The organism is Paenarthrobacter nicotinovorans, from assembly GCF_007670255.1.
Taxonomy (GTDB): Bacteria; Actinomycetota; Actinomycetes; order Actinomycetales; family Micrococcaceae; genus Arthrobacter; species Arthrobacter nicotinovorans_B.
Genome location: NZ_SZVS01000007.1, coordinates 20,649 through 39,996 on the forward strand (window position 1 = coordinate 20,649; position 19,348 = coordinate 39,996).

General features: G+C 63.1%; 16 protein-coding genes. 11 read left to right on the forward strand and 5 right to left on the reverse strand.

The features are described from left to right. Positions 1-134 precede the first annotated feature (134 nt). The 4 genes from FDP28_RS12045 (at position 135) to FDP28_RS12055 (ending at position 8,635) form a co-directional block, all read left to right on the forward strand. Positions 135-1,709, forward strand: a complete 1,575-nt coding sequence (locus FDP28_RS12045) for a sigma-70 family RNA polymerase sigma factor (RefSeq protein ID WP_144661682.1) — start codon at positions 135-137, stop codon at positions 1,707-1,709. A gap of 257 nt (positions 1,710-1,966) precedes the next feature. Next, positions 1,967-3,295, forward strand: a complete 1,329-nt coding sequence (locus FDP28_RS20780) for a DUF7933 domain-containing protein (RefSeq protein ID WP_260842448.1) — start codon at positions 1,967-1,969, stop codon at positions 3,293-3,295. Positions 3,296-3,312: 17 nt separating this feature from the next. Further along, on the forward strand, positions 3,313-8,112 hold the full coding sequence (locus FDP28_RS12050) for a beta strand repeat-containing protein (RefSeq protein ID WP_260842449.1): 4,800 nt from the start codon (positions 3,313-3,315) through the stop codon (positions 8,110-8,112). 94 nt (positions 8,113-8,206) lie between these two features. Then, the gene (locus tag FDP28_RS12055) at positions 8,207-8,635 is read left to right on the forward strand and encodes a hypothetical protein (RefSeq protein WP_144661683.1); all 429 of its coding nucleotides are present in this window, start codon (positions 8,207-8,209) and stop codon (positions 8,633-8,635) included. Between the two features lie 37 nt (positions 8,636-8,672). Here the strand turns inward: FDP28_RS12055 and FDP28_RS12060 are convergent, their stop codons facing one another. Beyond that, a complete protein-coding gene (locus tag FDP28_RS12060) occupies positions 8,673-9,041 on the reverse strand; it encodes a hypothetical protein (RefSeq protein WP_144661684.1) in 369 nt (122 codons plus the stop codon). Positions 9,042-9,316: 275 nt separating this feature from the next. Here FDP28_RS12060 and FDP28_RS12065 point away from each other — a divergent pair, with 275 nt between their 5' ends. From FDP28_RS12065 to FDP28_RS12085, 5 genes are all read left to right on the forward strand, one after another. Continuing rightward, the gene (locus FDP28_RS12065) at positions 9,317-10,879 is read left to right on the forward strand and encodes a pyridoxal phosphate-dependent decarboxylase family protein (RefSeq protein WP_144661685.1); all 1,563 of its coding nucleotides are present in this window, start codon (positions 9,317-9,319) and stop codon (positions 10,877-10,879) included. Further along, on the forward strand, positions 10,876-12,210 hold the full coding sequence (locus FDP28_RS12070; RefSeq protein ID WP_144661686.1) for a lysine N(6)-hydroxylase/L-ornithine N(5)-oxygenase family protein: 1,335 nt from the start codon (positions 10,876-10,878) through the stop codon (positions 12,208-12,210). Before FDP28_RS12065 ends, FDP28_RS12070 begins: the two co-directional genes overlap by 4 nt. Next, positions 12,207-12,797 (forward strand): GNAT family N-acetyltransferase, encoded by a 591-nt coding sequence (locus FDP28_RS12075; RefSeq protein WP_144661687.1) that lies wholly within the window; start codon positions 12,207-12,209, stop codon positions 12,795-12,797. The genes FDP28_RS12070 and FDP28_RS12075 overlap by 4 nt, the downstream gene beginning before the upstream one ends. Further along, entirely contained in the window at positions 12,794-14,635 is a 1,842-nt protein-coding gene (locus FDP28_RS12080; protein ID WP_144661688.1) for an IucA/IucC family protein, read from the forward strand. The genes FDP28_RS12075 and FDP28_RS12080 overlap by 4 nt, the downstream gene beginning before the upstream one ends. 97 nt (positions 14,636-14,732) lie before the next feature. Continuing rightward, positions 14,733-15,512 (forward strand): SDR family NAD(P)-dependent oxidoreductase, encoded by a 780-nt coding sequence (locus FDP28_RS12085; RefSeq protein WP_144661689.1) that lies wholly within the window; start codon positions 14,733-14,735, stop codon positions 15,510-15,512. 11 nt (positions 15,513-15,523) lie between these two features. Here the strand turns inward: FDP28_RS12085 and FDP28_RS12090 are convergent, their stop codons facing one another. After that, positions 15,524-16,078: a TOPRIM nucleotidyl transferase/hydrolase domain-containing protein gene (locus FDP28_RS12090; protein WP_144661690.1), complete on the reverse strand. Its 555-nt coding sequence runs from the start codon at positions 16,076-16,078 to the stop codon at positions 15,524-15,526. Positions 16,079-16,116: 38 nt separating this feature from the next. Further along, complete coding sequence (locus tag FDP28_RS12095; RefSeq protein ID WP_144661691.1) at positions 16,117-17,160, reverse strand: FUSC family protein; 1,044 nt, start codon at positions 17,158-17,160, stop codon at positions 16,117-16,119. Positions 17,161-17,294: 134 nt separating this feature from the next. Here FDP28_RS12095 and FDP28_RS12100 point away from each other — a divergent pair, with 134 nt between their 5' ends. Together FDP28_RS12100 and FDP28_RS12105 are read left to right on the forward strand one after the other, a co-directional pair. Next, positions 17,295-17,765 (forward strand): SRPBCC family protein, encoded by a 471-nt coding sequence (locus tag FDP28_RS12100; RefSeq protein WP_144661692.1) that lies wholly within the window; start codon positions 17,295-17,297, stop codon positions 17,763-17,765. Then, complete coding sequence (locus FDP28_RS12105) at positions 17,762-18,277, forward strand: GNAT family N-acetyltransferase (RefSeq protein ID WP_144661693.1); 516 nt, start codon at positions 17,762-17,764, stop codon at positions 18,275-18,277. The genes FDP28_RS12100 and FDP28_RS12105 overlap by 4 nt, the downstream gene beginning before the upstream one ends. A gap of 16 nt (positions 18,278-18,293) precedes the next feature. Here FDP28_RS12105 and FDP28_RS12110 read toward each other — a convergent pair whose 3' ends face one another. Together FDP28_RS12110 and FDP28_RS12115 are read right to left on the reverse strand one after the other, a co-directional pair. After that, positions 18,294-18,713, reverse strand: a complete 420-nt coding sequence (locus FDP28_RS12110; protein ID WP_144661694.1) for a VOC family protein — start codon at positions 18,711-18,713, stop codon at positions 18,294-18,296. A gap of 9 nt (positions 18,714-18,722) precedes the next feature. Continuing rightward, on the reverse strand, positions 18,723-19,346 hold the full coding sequence (locus FDP28_RS12115) for an FMN-binding negative transcriptional regulator (RefSeq protein WP_144661695.1): 624 nt from the start codon (positions 19,344-19,346) through the stop codon (positions 18,723-18,725). Positions 19,347-19,348: the final 2 nt, after the last annotated feature.

Below are 19,348 nucleotides of genomic sequence, written 5' to 3' on the forward strand. Positions count from 1 at the left end.
TGTAAAACCTCATGTCTGCTTAGTGCGCTTACGGGCAGTTTTATGTCGCGAATTGGACGAAACTTTTCGCCCCTTATAGTCCTAAGTAACCTGTGATTCAAGTCAAGTCGCAATCCGATGTCACACTACTGTTTATGGATCAACTATTAGTGGCTGGGGCCGGTGGGGCGAGCCCAAAATCGGCGGCCGGCAGCGAGAGCGATCCCCACCTCCTCAACCTCGTCCGCCAGGGCGTCACGGAAGCTTTCGACACTCTTTACCTGAGGCATGCGCAGATCGCCCAGTACGTTGCCCGCGCGCAGTCGGACAACCCCAGCGACGCCGATGACGTCGTCGCCGAGGCCTTCGCTTCCATTTTCCAGTCGTTGAAGGACGGCAAGGGCCCGCGGGAGTTTTTCCGTTCGTACCTTCTGACTGTTGTGCGCCGCACCGCGCACGAGCGCAACAGGAAGGCCAGGCTCACGCAGACTGCCGCGGACGACGCCGTACTGGACGCTGTTGTCCATGATGACGACCACGTGGTGGGTGACCTTGAGTCGAGCATCATGGCTCAAGCCTTCAAGTCCCTGCCCGAACGATGGCAGGCCGTCTTGTTCCATTTGGATATCGAAGGATTGAAGCCTGCTGCAGTCGCGCCGTTGGTTGGCCTTACCCCTAACGGCGTGTCATCCCTGGCCATCCGTGCCAGGGAGGGCCTCCGCCAGGCGTACCTGCAGCACCACATCAGCCGAAGCGTTGATGAAGCCTGTGACGAGTTCGCCAGCCAGCTCGGCAAATACGTGCGCGATGCCCTCAAGCGCACGTCGCGGGAAAAAGTCGACGCGCATCTGGCGGGCTGTGCCAAGTGCACGGCCTTGTTGATGGAACTGAACGATGTCCAGGGCGGTATGCGCGCCATCCTCTTTCCGCTGGTTGCCGGCGTCGTGTTTACCCCGGCGGCAGCTGCCTCTGTGGGGTGGTCGGGTGCCGGAGCGGCGGCAACTTCGGGCAAGGCAGCGGTTCTTGGCCTCCACGGAATCAGCTGGAAACTCGCGGCGGCCGTTGTGGTCGGCGTCGGCACTGTTGCGGGGGCCCTCACGTTGCTGCCGCAGTCTAACGATGGGCCCGGTGCCGCGGTCGCGGAAGCTCCGGTGAGCGTTCCGGCAGTCAAGGAACCAGCGTCACCTGCAGCGCCGGTCAGCAGCGACGCGCCCTTGCCAAGCGCCGCCCCGGTACCGCCGCCGGCCCCCGTAAGCGAACCTCCCGCCGTCGTGATTCCGCCCGTAGAACCGCTGCGAAGGAGCGCCGTCGTTGTGGATACCGGTGTTGTCTCTTCGACGACGGCGCCAGAGACTGCCGCTGCAGCGCCACCTCTGTCCCGCACGGTTGAGGCGACGTTCTTGGCCGGCAAGGCTTCGGCTCCCCAGGAACGGGAGCTGCAAATCCAGTTTTCCCTTGATGGCGACGGTTCCCTGACGTCCGGCGAAGCCATTTTCACGTTGCCTGATGGCGTTACGTTCGTTGCCGGGGACGCTGTGGTGCCGGCGGGCTGGGAGTGCAACCCGTCCGGAGCGCAGGAGTTAAGGTGCACCTCTGATGCGCTGGACCCAAACGAGCTGACGTTTGTCCTGCCTGTGACCCTGCCTGAGAACGCTGAGAGTGGAACGCTGGACTACCGGTTTGGTGGCCAAGGGATCGTCCCCAAGTCGTTCATCAGCACGTTCCACTAGGGAGCCGTGGCGAGGTTTCGTCAAGCCCAAAAAAATAATTCTCGCTTTTGCGTCACGAATCGCGAACTGCGCCCACTAAAAGGTTGGGCCGCTGTGTGCCTGTCGACTCTACGAAAGAAATCCGCACTTTACGCGTCATGAAGTGCTGTGGAGCTGCACAGCACTACTGGCAGCAGCCGTTCGCATCCACAGCATCACGCGAGGAACTCCGTGCTTCGACCGGGTCCCCGGGGTGATCCAAACAGGCAAGAGAACATATGAAATATTCACGTCCACGAAAGCTGTTGGCGGGTGTGCTCGCTACAGCAATGATCACCTTGGGGGTGGGTGGCGCCTTGGCTCCACCATCCCTGGCAACCGTCCCCGGGACACCAGGAGTGACGCAGCCTGGAACCGTCGTTTTCAATGAAGACTTCGAAAACGGGACTGACAACACCGCCCTCGGCGCCCAGTCCTACTCGGCAGCGGGTTCCACCACCTACGTGGGGGCAACAGGACAGACTTACACCGGTTCATCAAACTGGATCAACGGGATCCGGTGCAACGGCGTCATCCTTAGCTACGACAACACGGATACGCCGCCCTGGGCCGTCTCCGGCCCCGCCGGGTCGGGTACAGAGAATCGCTGCGCGGACGTCGACACACGTCGCAGCTACCAGTTCCTTCGCATGTTGGCCAAGGCCATGGGCCAGCAGTTCACACCAAGTTCGCCCGACACGAACCACGTCACCAGCTCGTATACTGAATGCCTGTCCACGAACACTGCTGGCGGTTTCTGCGCCATTCTTCCCGCCGGACCCAATAACGGTGTGATGTTCAAGACGGCCAATCCGCTGGCAACCACTGCCGGCCACTACTACACCTTCGGTGTCGATACGGCCTACATGAACTGCTTCGGTGGAGCGGCTGACCCGTCCTACCAATTCGCCCGCATTGACGCGGACGGAACAGTCACCCCCATTGGTGATCCGCTTAACGGCTGCCAAGCGAGCTCCGATCCCAACGTCCAGGCCTACCAGCAGCAGGTCACCAGCGACGTCGGTGGTTCCTTCGGCACCATCACCAAAACGGTCAACATCAACTCCATGCTCACCAACCAGGCCTTCCAATCGACTGGCGGCTCTTTGGGACTTGAGATGTGGAACAACACCGGAATCTCCAACGGCAACGATGGCGCTTTCGACAACGTGCGCCTGGTTGACGTTACTCCGCAGCTGGACAAGTCGTTTTCGCCGTCGTTGATCGGTCCAGGCCAGTCGTCCACATTGACGCTGACCGTAACGAACACCAGCGAACTTAATGCCAAGGACGACTGGTCCATTACCGACACCTTGCCTGCCGGGCTGAAAGTCGCCGGCACGCCGAACATTGGCGGCACGTGTGTTCAGTCCGCTGGTAACCCGCTGACCACCACTGCGGCTGCGGGCAGCAACGTCATAGCCGTCACCGGTGGAGACCTGGCCAAGGGCATGGCGTCCTGCACCATCACCGTTGGCGTCACATCGGATACGAGGGCACCTACGTCAACGGTCCTGCGAACATCGAAACCAACCTCAACCCGCCGGCAGATGCCACCCTGGTGGTAAAGGCTCCGCGCATCGAGTTGAGCAAGGCCCTGAACTCTCCGCGTCTGGTTGATTCGGATCAGTTCACCACTGCCATCCACTCCGGTTCGGCAACTGGACCAGTGGTTAACAGCACGGCCAATTCCACCACTGCTGGAACTGGCTCCACGGTAAGCGCCGGGACGGGCGTTACAGGCAAGTATGTTGCCGACACCGCCACCACGTACTACCTGACGGAGTCTGCCGCCAATCTGGCCGACTACGACAAGTCGATCACCTGCACGGACGCGAACGGTCTGCAGCCGGGGCTTCCCTCCGGTGCCGCTTTCGACCAGTCCTTCGCACTCACCCCCGTCGCCGGTGCGGACATCAGTTGCGTCTTGACCAACACGGCCTTGCCGGTTTCGCGGATGGAGTTTGCCAAGTCCGCGGATGCTTCAGCCGTCCACTCGCCGGCGCAGGTGGGTGACATCATCACCTACACGTTCTCGGCGAAGAACACCGGAAACGTTGCCCTCACGAACGTTGTGATCAACGATCCCCTGGCAGGTCTTTCCCCGCTGGCATACACCTGGCCGGGAACTCCGGGCACTTTGCTTCCGGGCGAGACTGTCACGGCGATGGCAACATACGCCGTGACGCAGGCGGACATCGATGCCGGGCACGTAGCCAACTCGGCCACCACCTCGGGTAATCCTCCGACCGGACCTCCGGTCACACCGCCGCCTGGCACGACCGACACCCCGTTGACGCCTGGCCCGGCCATGGAGTTCAGCAAGTCGGCTGATGCCTCGGGCATCAAGAACCCGTCGGCTGTTGGCGACATCATCACCTACACCTTCACGGCCAAGAACACCGGCAATGTGAAGCTGACTGGTGTTGTGATCAACGATCCCTTGGCCGGTCTCTCGGCGCTGACTTACTCGTGGCCCGGTGCCGCAGGTGAGTTGCTTCCGGGGCAGACCGTGACCGCTACGGCAACGTATGCGGTAACGCAGGCTGACATCAATGCCGGCCACGTGGCCAACTCGGCGACCACCACGGGTACTCCTCCCACGGGTCCTGCCGTGACGCCTCCTCCGGGAACCACGGACACACCGCTGACTCCCGGTCCGGCCATGGAATTCAGCAAGTCCGCTGACGCCTCGGCCGTGGGTAACCCGTCCAAAGTTGGCGACGTGATCACGTACACGTTCACGGCCAAGAACACCGGTAACGTCACGCTCAAGAACGTTTCCATCACGGATCCGTTGGCTGGTCTTTCGGCCCTGAGCTACACCTGGCCGGGTACCGCCGGTGAACTGCTTCCGGGCCAGACGGTCACTGCCACTGCCACATACGCCGTCACGCAAGCGGATATCGACGCCGGGCATGTGGCCAACTCGGCGACAACCACGGGTACTCCTCCCGCGGGTCCTGCAGTAACGCCTCCTCCGGGAACGACGGACACCCCGTTGACCCCGGCGCCGGCGATGACGTTCAGCAAGACGGCGGATGCTTCCGGTGTCCAGAACCCGTCAGTTGTCGGTGACCGCATCACCTACACCTTCACGGCGAAGAACACGGGCAACGTCACGCTGAAGAACGTTTCCATCACTGACCCGCTGGCTGGCCTTTCGGCCTTGGCCTACGCTTGGCCCGGTACTGCGGGCGAGCTGCTGCCCGGTCAGACCGTCACGGCCACGGCGACGTACGCCATCACGCAGGCGGATATCGACGCCGGCCACGTTGCCAACTCGGCGACCACCACGGGAACTCCGCCCACTGGTCCGGCAGTAACGCCTCCTCCCGGAACGACGGACACCCCGTTGACTCCCGGCCCGGCGATGGTGTTCAGCAAGTCCGCCGACTCGTCGGCGATCCACGATCCGTCCGTCGTCGGTGACATCATCACCTACACCTTCACGGCGAAGAACACGGGCAACGTCACGCTGAAGAACGTTTCCATCACCGATCCGCTGGCTGGTCTGTCTGCCTTGGCGTACACCTGGCCCGGCACTGCGGGCGAGCTGCTTCCGGGTCAGACTGTGACCGCCACGGCAACGTATGCCATCACGCAGGCCGACATCAACGCCGGCCATGTTGCCAACTCGGCCACCACCACGGGAACTCCGCCCGCTGGCCCCGCTGTAACGCCTCCTCCCGGAACGACGGACACCCCGTTGACCCCGACTCCGGCAATGCAGTTCACCAAGACGGCCGACGCGTCTGCCATCAAGGATCCTTCAACGGTGGGTGACGTCATCACGTACACCTTCACTGCGAAGAACACCGGCAACGTGGACTTGACCAACGTTTCCATCACGGATCCGCTGGCCGGTTTGTCTGCCTTGAGCTACACGTGGCCGGGCACCCCGGGCACACTGCTTCCGGGCCAGACGGTGACTGCAACGGCGACATACGCCATCACGCAGGCGGATATCGACGCCGGTCATGTGGCCAACAGTGCGACCACCACTGGCACTCCGCCTTCCGGTCCTGCTGTAACGCCTCCTCCGGGAACGACCGATACCCCGCTGACCCCCAAGCCGGCCATGGAGTTCACCAAGACGGCTGATGCGTCAGCGGTCCAGAACCCCACCAAGGTGGGCGATGTCATCACGTACACGTTCACGGCCAAGAACACCGGCAACGTGTCCCTGAAGAACGTTTCCATTACGGATCCGCTGGCTGGCCTGTCCGCCCTGGCGTACACCTGGCCGGGGACTGCTGGAGAGCTGCTTCCGGGCCAGACCGTGACCGCAACGGCAACGTACGCGGTTACCCAGGCGGATATCGAGTCCGGCCATGTCGCCAACTCGGCGACCACCACGGGTACTCCGCCTTCCGGTCCTGCTGTAACGCCTCCTCCGGGAACCACCGACACTCCGTTGACTCCGGCTCCGGCGATGGAGTTCACCAAGACGGCTGATGCCTCGGCGGTTCAGAACCCCACCAAGGTGGGCGACGTGATCACGTACACGTTCACGGCCAAGAACACCGGCAACGTGTCCCTGAAGAGCGTCTCCATCACGGATCCGTTGGCTGGTCTCTCGGCTTTGAGCTACGTCTGGCCCGGTGCTGCAGGAACCCTGCTGCCCGGACAAACGGTCACGGCTACGGCAACGTACGCGGTTACCCAGGCGGACATCGACGCCGGCCACGTGGCCAACTCGGCGACCACCACGGGCACTCCGCCCACTGGTCCTGCTGTGATGCCTCCTCCGGGAACCACGGATACTCCGTTGACTCCGGCTCCGGCGATGGAGTTCACCAAGACGGCGGACGCTTCTGCCATCAAGAACCCCACCATGTCAGGCGACACGATCACGTACACGTTTACGGCCAAGAACACCGGCAACGTCACGCTGAAGAATGTCACCATCACGGATCCGTTGGCTGGTCTGTCTGCCTTGGCTTACACCTGGCCGGGCACGCCCGGCGAGCTGCTTCCGGGCCAGACCGTGACTGCAACGGCAACGTATGCAGTGACCCAGGCGGATATCGACGCAGGTCATGTGGCCAACAGCGCGACCACCACGGGAACACCTCCCACGGGTCCCGCTGTGACGCCTCCTCCGGGAACCACGGACACCCCGTTGACCCCGGCTCCGGCCATGGAATTCACCAAGTCCGCAGATGCCTCGGCACTCCAGGATCCGTCAAAGGCGGGCGACACGATCACCTACACCTTGACGGCCAAGAACACCGGCAATGTCACGTTGAAGAACGTCGTCATTGACGATCCCCTGGCTGGCCTCTCGGCTTTGAGCTATGTCTGGCCTGGCGCTGCAGGCACCCTGCTGCCCGGTGAGACCGTGACGGCTACGGCAACGTACGCCATCACCCAGGCCGATATCGACGCTGGTCACGTAGCCAACACGGCCACGACCACGGGAACACCTCCCACGGGTCCCGCTGTGACGCCTCCTCCGGGTGAAACGGACACTCCGTTGACTCCGGCGCCGGGCATGGAGTTCACCAAGACGGCTGACGCATCCGCAGTTCACTCGCCGTCCAAGGTGGGAGACGTGATCACGTACACGTTCACGGCCAAGAACACCGGCAACGTCACGCTGGCCAACGTCACCATCGACGACCCCCTGGCTGGCCTGTCCGCACTGAGCTACACCTGGCCCGGTGCTGTGGGAACGCTGCTGCCCGGCCAGACGGTGACGGCTACGGCAACGTACGCCATCACCCAGTCGGACATCGACGCCGGTCACGTGGCCAACTCGGCGACCACGACGGGAACTCCTCCCACAGGTCCTTCGGTCACGCCGCCTCCGGGAAACACGGATACCCCGTTGACCCCTGCGGCTGGGCTGGAGTTCACCAAGAAGGCTGACGCTTCCGCCGTCGGTGATCCCGCCCATGTGGGCGACCTGATCACCTACACCTTCACGGTGAAGAACACCGGGAATGTGGAGCTGAAGGGCGTTGAGGTCAATGACCGTATGCCTGGCCTGTCGGCTCTGGTTTACAACTGGCCAGGTGCCGCGGGAACCCTGCTGCCCGGCCAGACGGTGACGGCTACGGCAACGTACGCCATTACCCAGACCGACATCAACGCCGGAAAGGTCGCCAACTCGGCCATTGCCACAGGTACTCCGCCGAAGGGGCCGTCGGTGAATACGCCGCCTGCCACCGCTGTGGTGACCCTCCCGCCGGCTGGGCCGTCGGATCCGGGCAACTCCGGAGGATCCCATGACAACAACCAGGGAGGATCCCAGAGCAATACCGGAGGATCACTGGCAAGCACTGGTGTTGTTCTCACCGTCCTGCCCATCAGCCTGCTGGTAGTTGGTGCGGGTGTCTTCCTCTTCCTCGTTGGACGCCGCAAGCGTTCTGAGGTCTAGGTAGCAGAGTGCGCGGTAACCGGGTTCAGTCGCCCGGTTACCGCGCATTCGTCCGTTCACGTAAGCATCGCGAAAAGATCCTGGGAGCCATCACATGAAGAAACCAGTAGCGTGGATCGTTGGCTTGCTGGTAGCAGCTTCAGCGCTCTCCGCTTGCACTTCTCCGGAGAGCAACCAAGCGGGGAACCCGCCGTCGACGACCACAACCCAGCCAGCCACCACAGGCGAGGCAAAACCGGCCAATCCGGGCACTGGCATCATCCAGGCCACCACCATGACCTCCTGCGACACCGCACCCGGGAAGGTTACCGCCAAGGGTACGGTGACCCCTCCGGTGGGCACCAAGGGTGCAGTCAAGATCACCGTCAGTTGGGTTGATCCGGGCACTTCCGCCGTCCTTGCCCGTGGAGAGCAGACCTTCAACGACGCCCAGCCTGGCAAGCCGCTGGACTGGGTAGCCAACGCCGAGGTGACCAAGCCGGCCAAGGACATCACATGCGTTCTTGGTGCGGCTGTGCTGTAGCTGCAGGCACGCAACAGAGAAGCGGTCAACCAGGTATCTACTGCCTGGCTGACCGCTTCTTTTGCCATTGCAGTCCATGCCAGAACAAGAGGGCCGCTGTAATCAGAATGCCGGCCAGGAGGGCGTAGGGCGCGTTGGACAGCATCATGTACATGAACTGTGCGGACTGGGTGGACTGGTAGGGAGCCGGTGAGGTCATGGCCCCGGCAGCGGTGGCGACTGCCCACAATCCCAGCCACAGCAGTCCAGCAGCAATGACCCACAGGGCAACAATGAAGGGATTCACCGGGAAGCCCTTCCGCGGCGGGTCCGGCGACTCAGGTACGTGGGGGCTGACCGCTTGCACGGCATTCCCGTGCTCGTCGATTTCGCGGAAGCCGATCCGTTCGTGGACGTGGTCTTTCAAGAGGTCCCCCAACCGTAACGGGATAGTCCTTGCACTCTACTCCCAGGGCGGAACGGCCCCTGGGAGAAGGAGTTCCGGACAGACTGTGGCCAAACGAGGGCCGAATTTTGCACCCAAACGCCCTGCGGGGAAAGTCAATGACGCAGGATCGGGCAGCGACCCGGCGAAAAACAGCTTCTGGAGCGAAATAGGTCACAAAAGTTTGACGGAAAGGGTTACCTAAGTAAGGCTTGCCTTGCTAACAAGCGCCCCAACGCAAACGGAAGGAAGCTGTCGTGACGTCACCCAGTGTCGAAGAGCGGATTGCTCAGGAACCGGATTTCGGTTCCAAAGTGGAGCTGGCCCTCGCTGCCACCAACCAGCTGTTCAACGCCCGCAATTCGCCCAGCTATGTGGCTCAGGTGCTTCAAGGAGTCAATGCCGTCTCCACCAAGATCCAGCGGACCACGCAGCCCTTCACCGGCATCGGACACGCAGCCCTCAAAGCGAAGGTGGGTGCCGTGGACCTCGACCGGCCGCTTCCGGACACTGCCGCGGCATTGGAAGAGCTTGAGGAGCTGTACCTCAAGGACGCCATCTACTTCCACGATTCCCGCTACGCGGCCCACCTGAACTGCCCCGTGGTCATCCCCGCGCTTGTGGGCGAAGCCGTGCTCTCCGCGGTGAACTCATCCATGGACACTTGGGACCAGAGCGCAGGTGCCACCATGATCGAACGCCGCCTGATCGATTGGACCGCAGAGCGAATCGGTTTCACGGAAAAAGCTGACGGCGTCTTCACTTCCGGGGGCAGCCAATCCAACTTCCAGGCGTTGCTGATCGCCCGCAACCATGCCGTGGCCAAGCTCCGTGCAGGCAACACCGAAGCCCGCCTGCCGCAGTTGCTGGACCGGCTCCGCATCTTCACCTCTGCGGACAGCCACTTCAGTATCCAAAAATCAGCCTCCATGCTGGGCCTTGGCTTCGACGCCGTGATCGCCGTCCCCACCGCCGAAGACCACCGCATGGACCCTGCCGCGCTCGCGGCTGCTTTGGCCGAGGCGCACGACGCCGGGCTGGTATCCATGGCGGTTGTGGCAACTGCCGGGACCACCGACTTCGGCTCGGTGGATCCGCTGTCCGAGCTTGCAGCGCTGGTCCGCGCCTACGATTCCTGGCTCCACGTAGACGCTGCCTACGGCGGCGGCCTGCTGGTCTCCGGCCGGTACCGCCATCTCCTGGAAGGCATCCAGCTGGCGGATTCCGTGACCGTGGATTTCCACAAGACGTTCTTCCAGCCCGTCAGCTCCAGCGCAGTGTTGGTCCGCAACGGGTCCATGCTCGGCCACGTCACGTATTACGCCGACTACCTGAACCCGGAGAGCGCCGCGAAGGCCGAGATCCCCAACCAGGTGGACAAGAGCATCCAGACCACCCGCCGTTTCGACGCACTGAAGCTCTGGCTTACCCTTCGCATCATGGGTGCCGATGCCATTGGTGCGCTCTTCGACGAGGCCATTGACCTGACGGGCCGAGTGGGCTCGCTGCTTGCCGACGATGCAGAGTTCGAGCTCGCGGCTGCGCCGCAATTGAGCACCCTGGTATTCCGGTACCGCCCGGCAGTGGACGGAGTCGCCTTGGACGAAGACACAGCCGATGCCCTCAACCCTGCCATCCGCTCCGCCATCTTCGCCTCCGGCGAAGCCGTAGTGGCCGGTACCAAGGTGGCCGGACGGCATTACCTCAAGTTCACCCTCCTCAACGCCGAGGCCTCCCTAAGGGACATTCAGGAAATCATCGAACTCATCCGCAGGACCGGCGCCAGCCTCCTCGCAAACACCACGGAGGCAGCAGCATGAGCACCCCCAACAACACCCGGATCTACGACGTCGCGGGTATCGGCGTCGGGCCTTTCAACCTCGGGCTGGCAGCCTTGAGCGAGCCGGTGGAAAACCTGGACTGCGTGTTCCTCGACCGCCGCGAATCCTTCGATTGGCACCCCGGCATGATGCTCGAGCCGGCGCACTTGCAGGTTCCTTTCATGGCGGACCTCGTGACGCTGGCAGATCCGACGTCGCACTTCTCGTTCCTGAACTTCCTGAAGCAGACCGGCCGCTTGTACCGCTTCTATATCCGCGAGAACTTCTATCCCCTGCGGGCTGAGTACAACCAGTACTGCCAGTGGGTGGCGGGGCAGTTGGAATCGGTTCGTTTTAGCACGGATGTGCTGGATGTGAGCTACGGCGACGGCGTCTACAGCCTTTCGGTACAAGGCCCGGACGGTGCTGAGGTACTTCGCGCCCGCCGCCTGGTCCTGGGTACCGGCACCTCTCCCTATGTTCCGGACTCCTGTGGAGGGATAGTCGAAGCCGGGGGACTGGTCCTCCACAACGCCGACTACCTGTCCAGGAAGAGCGAGCTGCAGTCCAAGCGCAGCATCACCATCGTGGGCAGCGGACAGAGTGCCGCGGAGCTCTACTACGAGCTTCTCCAGGAGATCGATGCGTACGGCTACCAGCTCAACTGGGTCACGCGTTCCGGGCGCTTCTTCCCGCTGGAGTACACCAAGCTCACGCTGGAGATGACCTCTCCGGAGTATGTTGACTACTTCCACTCGCTCCCGGGCGAGCAGCGCGATACCCTCATCAAGAACCAGAAGAACCTGTACAAGGGCATCAACTCGGACCTGATCGACGACATTTACGATCTCCTCTACACCAAGAGCCTCACCGGCATGGTGGACACGCAGCTGCACACCCACTCATCGCTGACGGCTGCCGAGTGGGACCCTGCCTCGGGCACCCACACCCTGCAACTGCACCATGAAGAGCATGGCCGTGATTACAGCCTGCAGTCCGAAGCCGTGGTGTTGGCGACCGGCTACAGCTACAAAGAGCCAGCCTTCCTGGGAGGCATCCAGGATCGCATCCGCCGCGACACCAAGGGCCGGTTCGACGTCGAACGCAACTATGGAACCGGCGTCGAACCAGGGGAAATCTTCGTCCAAAACGCCGAACTCCACACCCACGGTTTCGTCACCCCGGACCTCGGCATGGCCGCCTACCGGAACTCCGTGATCCTGCGCGAAATCACCGGCCGCGAGATCTACCCGATCGAGCGCAGCATCGCCTTCCAGCAGTTCGGGGCACCCGCTCCGGTTGCTGCTCGGACCGCAGGAGCAGCAGTATGAGCTTCACCTTCCGACCCGTAGATCCAGTGGCCGACGCACCCGTCCTCCACAGCTGGGTCAGCCAGGAGTATGCACGTTTTTGGGGCATGGTTTCATCCACAAAGCAGGACGTTGTGGAGGAATACTCCAGGATTGCTGCCACCGGCCACCACCAAGCGTTCTTGGGGCTCGACGACGGCGTCCCCACCTTCTTGATGGAGCGGTACCTTCCGGAATCGTCGCCGTTGGCGGACGTTTACGAAGTCCGGCCGGGCGACGTCGGCATGCACCTCCTGGTGTCGCCGCCCAACGGTGACCCGCAACCGGGCTACACCACCGCCGTCATGCAGTCAGTCATGACCGAACTGTTCGCCAACCCCGCAACCCAGCGGGTCGTCGTCGAGCCTGATGCCCGCAACCACAAGATCCATGTGCTCAACGAAAAGGTGGGCTTCCGCCCGCACGGCGTGGTAACCCTTCCCGCCGTCGACCCTGCCGAAGACCACAAGAAGGCCCTGCTGAGTTTCTGCACCCGCGAAGATTTCCTGGCCACCCTGACCCCGATCCTCGCCGCGCCCACCGCGGCGACCAGAGGAGCATCCCTGTGACCACAAGCATCGAGACGCCCGTCCATGAGGCAGCGGCGCCTGTCGCCCATCTGACCCCCGAGCGGTGGTCCATAGCCAACCGGCATCTTGTCCGCAAGGCCATCGCCGAGTTCGCGCACGAGCGCATCCTGGTCCCGGACCTGATCCGTGACGAGGGGGAGGGCATCGGGCTCTACAGGATCGCCAGCGACGACGACACCGTTGAGTACCGTTTCCGTGCCCGTGTGCTTCAACTTGAGCACTGGTCCGTGGTGCCGGAATCCATTGCCAGGCTGCGTGACGGCGCCGAGTTGCCGATCGACGCGTTGGACTTCATCGCAGAATTCCATGAGGCCCTGGCCATCAAGCAGGACATGCTCCCCGTGTATCTCGAGGAAATCAGCAGCACCCTGGCCAGCCACGCGTACAAGCAGGGCAAGCCTTTCAGCTCGGCCGAATTGGTGGCAGGGGTGACCAAGGGGGAGGACCGCGCGGCGGATTTCCAAGCGATCGAGCACAGCATGACCGAAGGCCACCCCTGCTTCGTTGCCAACAACGGCCGGCTTGGTTTTGGGATTGCCGATTATCACGCATTCGCTCCGGAAGCGGGTGCGACGGTGAAGCTGCAATGGATCGCGGTGCACCGCAGCAAGGCCGTGTTCACATCGAGCGCCGGGTTGGACTACCGGACCCACTTCGAGGCGGAACTGGGCCCCGCAACGTTGGCGTGGTTCCAGGCGGAGCTTTCCGCTTCCGGGCTGGACCCCGAAGACTATCTCCTGATGCCGGTGCATCCCTGGCAGTGGGACAACAAGCTCACTGTGACGTTCGCGGCAGAAATCGCCCAGCGCCACATCGTCCACCTTGGTGCCGGCGAAGACGACTACCAGGCGCAGCAGTCCATCCGTACGTTCTTCAACACCACCTCGCCGGAGAAGGCGTACGTGAAGACGGCGATGTCGGTGCTGAACATGGGCTTCATGCGGGGGCTCTCGCCGGTATACATGAAGGCCACGCCGGCCATCAACGATTGGCTGCAGGAACTGATCGGCAATGACCAGGAGCTCCAGAACCGGGGCCTGGCCATGATCAAGGAAAGCGCTGCCATCGGCTACCACAACCACTACTACGAGGCAGCCTCCGCAAAAGGCTCTCCCTACCGGAAGATGCTCTCTGCCCTGTGGAGGGAAAGTCCGTTGCCCTTGCTCAAAGACGGGCAGCAGCTGGCCACCATGGCATCGCTGCTGCACGTGGACCAGTCCGGAGCCTCGGTTGTCTCCGCGCTGATCTCGAGGTCCGGGCTGGAGCCTGTCCAGTGGCTGCGGCGCTACTTCGAGGCCTACCTCGTGCCGCTGGTTCACTGCCTCTACGAATACGAACTTGCCTTCATGCCCCACGGCGAAAACGTCATCCTGATCCTTGAGGACGGCGTACCGGTCCGGGCGATCATGAAGGACCTCGCAGAGGAGATCGTCGTGATGGGGGACAGGCTGGAGCTCCCGGAGGAGGTCTCCCGCATCAAGGCCGAGATCCCCGCCGAGGAAATGGTCCTTGCGATCTTCACGGATGTGTTCGACTGCATCTTCCGCTTCCTGTCAGCGATCCTCGTTGAGGACGGAATACTGCGCGAAGACGAGTTCTGGGCAACCGCAGCATCGGTACTGCACGAGTACCAGCAGCGCCACCCGGAGCTCGCCGATCAGTTTGCCATGCATGATCTCTTCGCTCCGGACTTTGAGTTGTCCTGCCTCAACCGGCTGCAGCTGCGGAACAACCAGCAGATGCTGGACATTTCGGATCCTTCGGGAGGTCTCCAAATGGCTGGCCGCCTCGGCAACCCGCTGGCGAAATTCGCCTAGCAACCCCCACCGAGTTGGCATTTGATGACAATCCCACGCCCGGACATTGTCATTAAATGCCATCTCGCGAGGGGGAGGAGGGGACTAGTCTAGGCGCATGACCACTCGAGCCAATGAACTTACTGCCCTGGTAACGGGAGCAACTGCCGGGCTTGGTGCCGAGTTCGCCCGTCAACTGGCCGAATCCGGGCACCACCTGGTCCTGGTGGCCCGCGACGAGCAGCGGCTCAAGGACAAAGCCGAGGAACTTGAACGCGACTTCAGTATTTCGGCGGAGGTGCTGTCCGCGGACCTGACCACCGACGTCGGGGTTTCAGCGGTTGCCGACCGCCTCAAAGACGCAACCCGACCCGTTGACGTGCTGGTCAACAATGCCGGGATCGGGCTCCTGAAGTCCTTCGAGAACAACGATCTGGACGAGGAACGCCGCCATTTGCGCCTCCACGTCCAGACGCCCATGGAGTTGTCACACGCTGCGCTGGAAGTGATGTTGGCGCGCGGCAAAGGCCGGATTATCAATGTGGCCAGCGTGGCCGCGTTCGCGAACCGGGGGACCTACTCGGCGGCGAAAGCGTGGCAGGTAACCTTCAGTCGCTGGGCAAACACCACGTACGCGAAGTCGGGGGTCCAGGTCACTGCCGTTTGCCCCGGATTTACCCACACGGAGTTCCACGACCGCATGGGCATGGACAAGTCCGTGGCCCCGCGTTTCCTGTGGTTGACCGCCGAGCGGGTGGTCCGCGAGGGCCTGGAGGACAACGCCAAGGGCAAAGGCGTATCCATTCCGACCAAACGCTACAAAGTGGTCAGCTTCTTCGCGCGCGTCCTGCCGGCGAAGTTGACGTCGGGACCTCCGCGCCGACCTTTGGAACCCTAATTTTCGGGGCCCTAATTTCCACGCGCGAAAGCTTCGACAAGCCGCGTGAGTGGCTCGGGCGCCTGGCCCACCGGTAAAGCGTAAACGAGCAGGGGTGCGTAGCGGATCTTGTTTCCGCTCCGGCCACCAAAGAACCGGCGCAGCTGTGCAGGTACTGGTTGCCCGCGCTGTGAGGGCTGGCGCTGGAGGAGCCGGAACGACGCCAGCTCACCCTGGCCATCTATGACGTCGAGCACGGCGTCGATGCCCAGGCTGCGGATGAGTTCGTCCTCCAGATCCGCCCGGCAAACGTAGAAGCCAAGTTCGTCCAGGGGGCCTGATCCCATTCCGGCGCGGGCCAGCGCACGGGCAATGCCCCGGGACTCACCCTCGTCGCAAAGCCCAAGGAGCCTGTGATTCGCGCCGGCCGGGCCATAGTGCTCCAGGAAACGGACGATGCTGGTGGCACCTCCCATGGGGACTACCGCCACATGCTCGGCATCCAGGTCATGGCCGCATCGACGCGCGAGCATTTCGACCGCCAGGCGGTCGCTCTCGCCTTCGACAAGGACAGTCGTGGCCTGCATTGAACCAGTATGGCGCAGATGTACCGGATCCCAGGCGCTTAGCGACGCCGCTGAACCACCACGGCCACCGCGATCCCCACCACGGCACCCACAAAGGTCTCGATGGCACGCTCCATCACCAGCACACCCGGATCCATCGGCGAGGCAAGCTGTGCGATCAACAGGACCACCGGAGTGAAGAAGACCATGGCCCACCCATAGTGCCGGGCCATGAACAACTCAGTGGGGAACTGGCACAGCATCACCACCACGGCGAGGACCACGGCTTCGTGGCCCGGGAAGTACTGCAGGGGAGACAGTGGGGTGGGGAAAAGTACGACGGCGACCACCACCAACCCGAGGAACGTCCCCACGATGCGGTGGATACCGCGGTGGACGCGGCTTGGGAGGTCGGCACCGGCGAGCGGTACGGCTGCCGCTGCCATGGCCCAGTGCGGATGGCCGCTGCCACTAAGAACGCCAATGACACCAGCCATACCCACCGCCAGGGAATAGCGGGCGGCGTGGATCAGGGCGGCGGTTCGAAGCGGACCCCGGAGGGCAGGAAGATCCCGGCCGGCTCCGGCTACCCAGGCGCGGCGCCGGAACCATCCGGCGAAGCCAACCAGCATCGAAAAGGCGGCCGAAGCCGCTCCGACGAGTACCGCCGTCGTGAATGGGACGCTGGTGGGGACCGAAGCGCAGGCGCCCAAAGCCAGGATGCCGAAGAATGGCCCGATCGGTTTCAGGCGCACCCGGTCCGAATACAAGGACCCCGCGCCGGCGAACAGGGTGGCAACCAGCACCAACCACCACGAGTGGACGTGGTTGACAGAAAGGAGCACGCCAATGGTCAGGCCGCCAACCAGGATCAGCGCAGCCTGGGCCTGGTGCTTGAGCCGGAGTTGGTGGCTTTCGTTGCGGCCGTACATCCCCGTCAGCGCGCCGAAGACGGCATACAACATGAGCTCGGGACGGCCGAGAAGAATCAGGAAAAGCCCCGGCAGCGCAACGCTCAGCGCGACGCGGACGGCTGACAGGCGGTCGTTGTTCGCAGGACCAAGCCTGTGGAGTTCGCGGGCATGCCTCAGGAGTGCGGGCATGGGCGGACACCACCAATCGTTCAGGGTATGTTTTCGAAGTTATCAGGGCAGCCAGCCGCGCCGCCATAAGCCTGGTCACACCCCGTAGCGGGTCCGGAAACCCGGAAATGGGGCAGGTCTGGGAAAATCGAGGTATGCCCGTTGTTTTTGTCTGCCGTACCCGTTCCAGCATGCCGCCGCAGGAGCTGTTCGACCTGTCGAGGAACATTGATGCCCATGTCGGTTCGATGACAAAGAGCCGTGAAAAGGCCATCGCCGGGACCACCACAGGCCTCATCTCGGAAGGTGAAACTGTCACCTGGCAGGCCTGGCACCTGGGCGTCCGATTCCGCATGACCAGCAGGATCGTGCGGATGGAGGCTCCGACGTCGTTCACTGATGAGCAGGTGAAGGGCCCTTTCAAGTACCTCCGCCACACCCATGAGTTCCGGCCGGACGGCAGCGGCTCGCTCATGGTGGACACTGTGGAATTTGCCGCTCCCTTTGGTCCGTTGGGCCGCCTCGTGGAGAAGCTGGTCCTGGGCCGCTACCTTCAGAACCTCATCGAAAAGCGCAACGAATTCCTGGTGGCCCAAGCGCCGCCGACGTTGGACGCACGGCCATGATCAGGCTCGCGCACGCTGACGACCTGGTGATCCTGCAGGAAATCGAACGCGCCGCGGGCGAGGCATTCCGGACGTTGGGGATGGATTCGGTCGCCGACGACGAGCCGCTGTCCGTCGAGGAGCTGAACGGCTACGCCGCTGCCGGCCGGGCCTGGGTGTCCGTGGACGGGCTGGATTATCCGGTGGCGTACTTGCTGGCCGACGTCGTTGATGGGGAGTGCCACGTCGAACAGGTCAGTGTCCATCCCGAGCATGCGCATCAAGGGCTGGGCCGGGAGTTGCTGCACGCCGCGCGGGTTTGGGCCCGGGGGCACGGGATGCATCGCCAGACCCTCAGTACCTTTCGGGACGTGCCGTGGAATGCCCCGTACTACCGCCGCCTTGGGTTCGAAGTACTCGACGCCGGCAGCTGGGGTCCGGAGCTGGCCCGCCTGATGGAGCACGAGGCCGAGCTGGGGCTGACCCGTTGGCCGAGGGTGGCCATGTGGCGTCCGGCCGTTCCCCCGACGTAGCAGTTTGGCCGGGCCGCTACTCAGCTACCAGTTCAACCTCGTAGCTGTCAGTGTTGAGCAGGTAGGCGGCGTAGTGGTCCGGTCCGCCGGCGTGCGGGTACTTCGACTCGAACATCTCGTACCAGCCCGCATCTGCGCCGAGCGCCCGGATCCTGTCCACGTCCTCGCGGGTGCCTGCATGGAACGCCACGTGGTTGACGCCGGGATCGGTCCGGCGATGGGCCGTGCCTGTGATGGCATCGGTTTGCTCCACCACCACGTACATTCCATCGAGCTTCCAGCTGCACCCCGTAGGCCACTCCTGGAACGGCTCATAGCCGAGCTGTCGCAGGAGCCAACCCCACTCCTCCCTCGCGCGCTCAAGGATGGGCACCCAGATCTCCAGGTGGTGGATGGATCCCCTGGGGGCACGGGTTTCGGCGGCTTCATCACGCATGCGCCGAGTCTACGAGGTCCGGGCGCGTTCCACATCCGCTGCGCTCCCGGGCTTGCCTGCCGCGCGGAGCCCGGCGATAACCCCGTCAACGTCGGCAGCGTTGCGGTTTTGGCTGAGTTTCGTCTTGGCCTCCACCCGGGTAATCACAAGTTCGACGCCGACAATCGCCCTCAGCTGCCCGGCGATGAACCGCCCGGGTGCTTCGTCGACGGACCACGGCCGGTCCATGCCGGACTCGTGCTGATCCGAGAGGCGACGGACGTGCCTGCCCAGCCAGTCGGCGTCGTCGTGTACAACAAGCTCACCGTAGACGTGGGCCGTGGAGTAGTTCCACGTGGGCACCACCCGGCCGTGTTCAGCTTTCGAGGCGTACCACGACGGGGAAATATAGGCGTCCGCACCCTGGACGATCATCAACGCTTCACCGGAAACGGGGGAGGACCACTGGGTGTTGTTGCGGGCCATGTGTGCTTGCAGGGCGCCGTGCCCACCCACTGACGGCTCGTAGACGAACGGCAGAAGTGTGGCGAGCAAGCCGTTTGGAGACATCGTGACCAGGTTGGCGGCACCGCTGTGGGTGAGAAGGGCCGTGAGGGCTTCGTCAGAGGCGGCGAAGTGCGCTGGGGTGTACATTG

Coding starts and splice junctions, on each gene's coding strand:
- FDP28_RS12055 (WP_144661683.1), top strand. CDS start 8,207: ATGAAGAAACCAGTAGCGTGGATCGTTGGCTTGCTGGTAGCAGCTTCA.
- FDP28_RS12075 (WP_144661687.1), top strand. CDS start 12,207: ATGAGCTTCACCTTCCGACCCGTAGATCCAGTGGCCGACGCACCCGTC.
- FDP28_RS12045 (WP_144661682.1), top strand. CDS start 135: ATGGATCAACTATTAGTGGCTGGGGCCGGTGGGGCGAGCCCAAAATCG.
- FDP28_RS12095 (WP_144661691.1), bottom strand. CDS start 17,160: ATGCCCGCACTCCTGAGGCATGCCCGCGAACTCCACAGGCTTGGTCCT.
- FDP28_RS12070 (WP_144661686.1), top strand. CDS start 10,876: ATGAGCACCCCCAACAACACCCGGATCTACGACGTCGCGGGTATCGGC.
- FDP28_RS12090 (WP_144661690.1), bottom strand. CDS start 16,078: ATGCAGGCCACGACTGTCCTTGTCGAAGGCGAGAGCGACCGCCTGGCG.
- FDP28_RS12110 (WP_144661694.1), bottom strand. CDS start 18,713: ATGCGTGATGAAGCCGCCGAAACCCGTGCCCCCAGGGGATCCATCCAC.
- FDP28_RS12115 (WP_144661695.1), bottom strand. CDS start 19,346: ATGTACACCCCAGCGCACTTCGCCGCCTCTGACGAAGCCCTCACGGCC.
- FDP28_RS12105 (WP_144661693.1), top strand. CDS start 17,762: ATGATCAGGCTCGCGCACGCTGACGACCTGGTGATCCTGCAGGAAATC.
- FDP28_RS12085 (WP_144661689.1), top strand. CDS start 14,733: ATGACCACTCGAGCCAATGAACTTACTGCCCTGGTAACGGGAGCAACT.
- FDP28_RS20780 (WP_260842448.1), top strand. CDS start 1,967: ATGAAATATTCACGTCCACGAAAGCTGTTGGCGGGTGTGCTCGCTACA.
- FDP28_RS12100 (WP_144661692.1), top strand. CDS start 17,295: ATGCCCGTTGTTTTTGTCTGCCGTACCCGTTCCAGCATGCCGCCGCAG.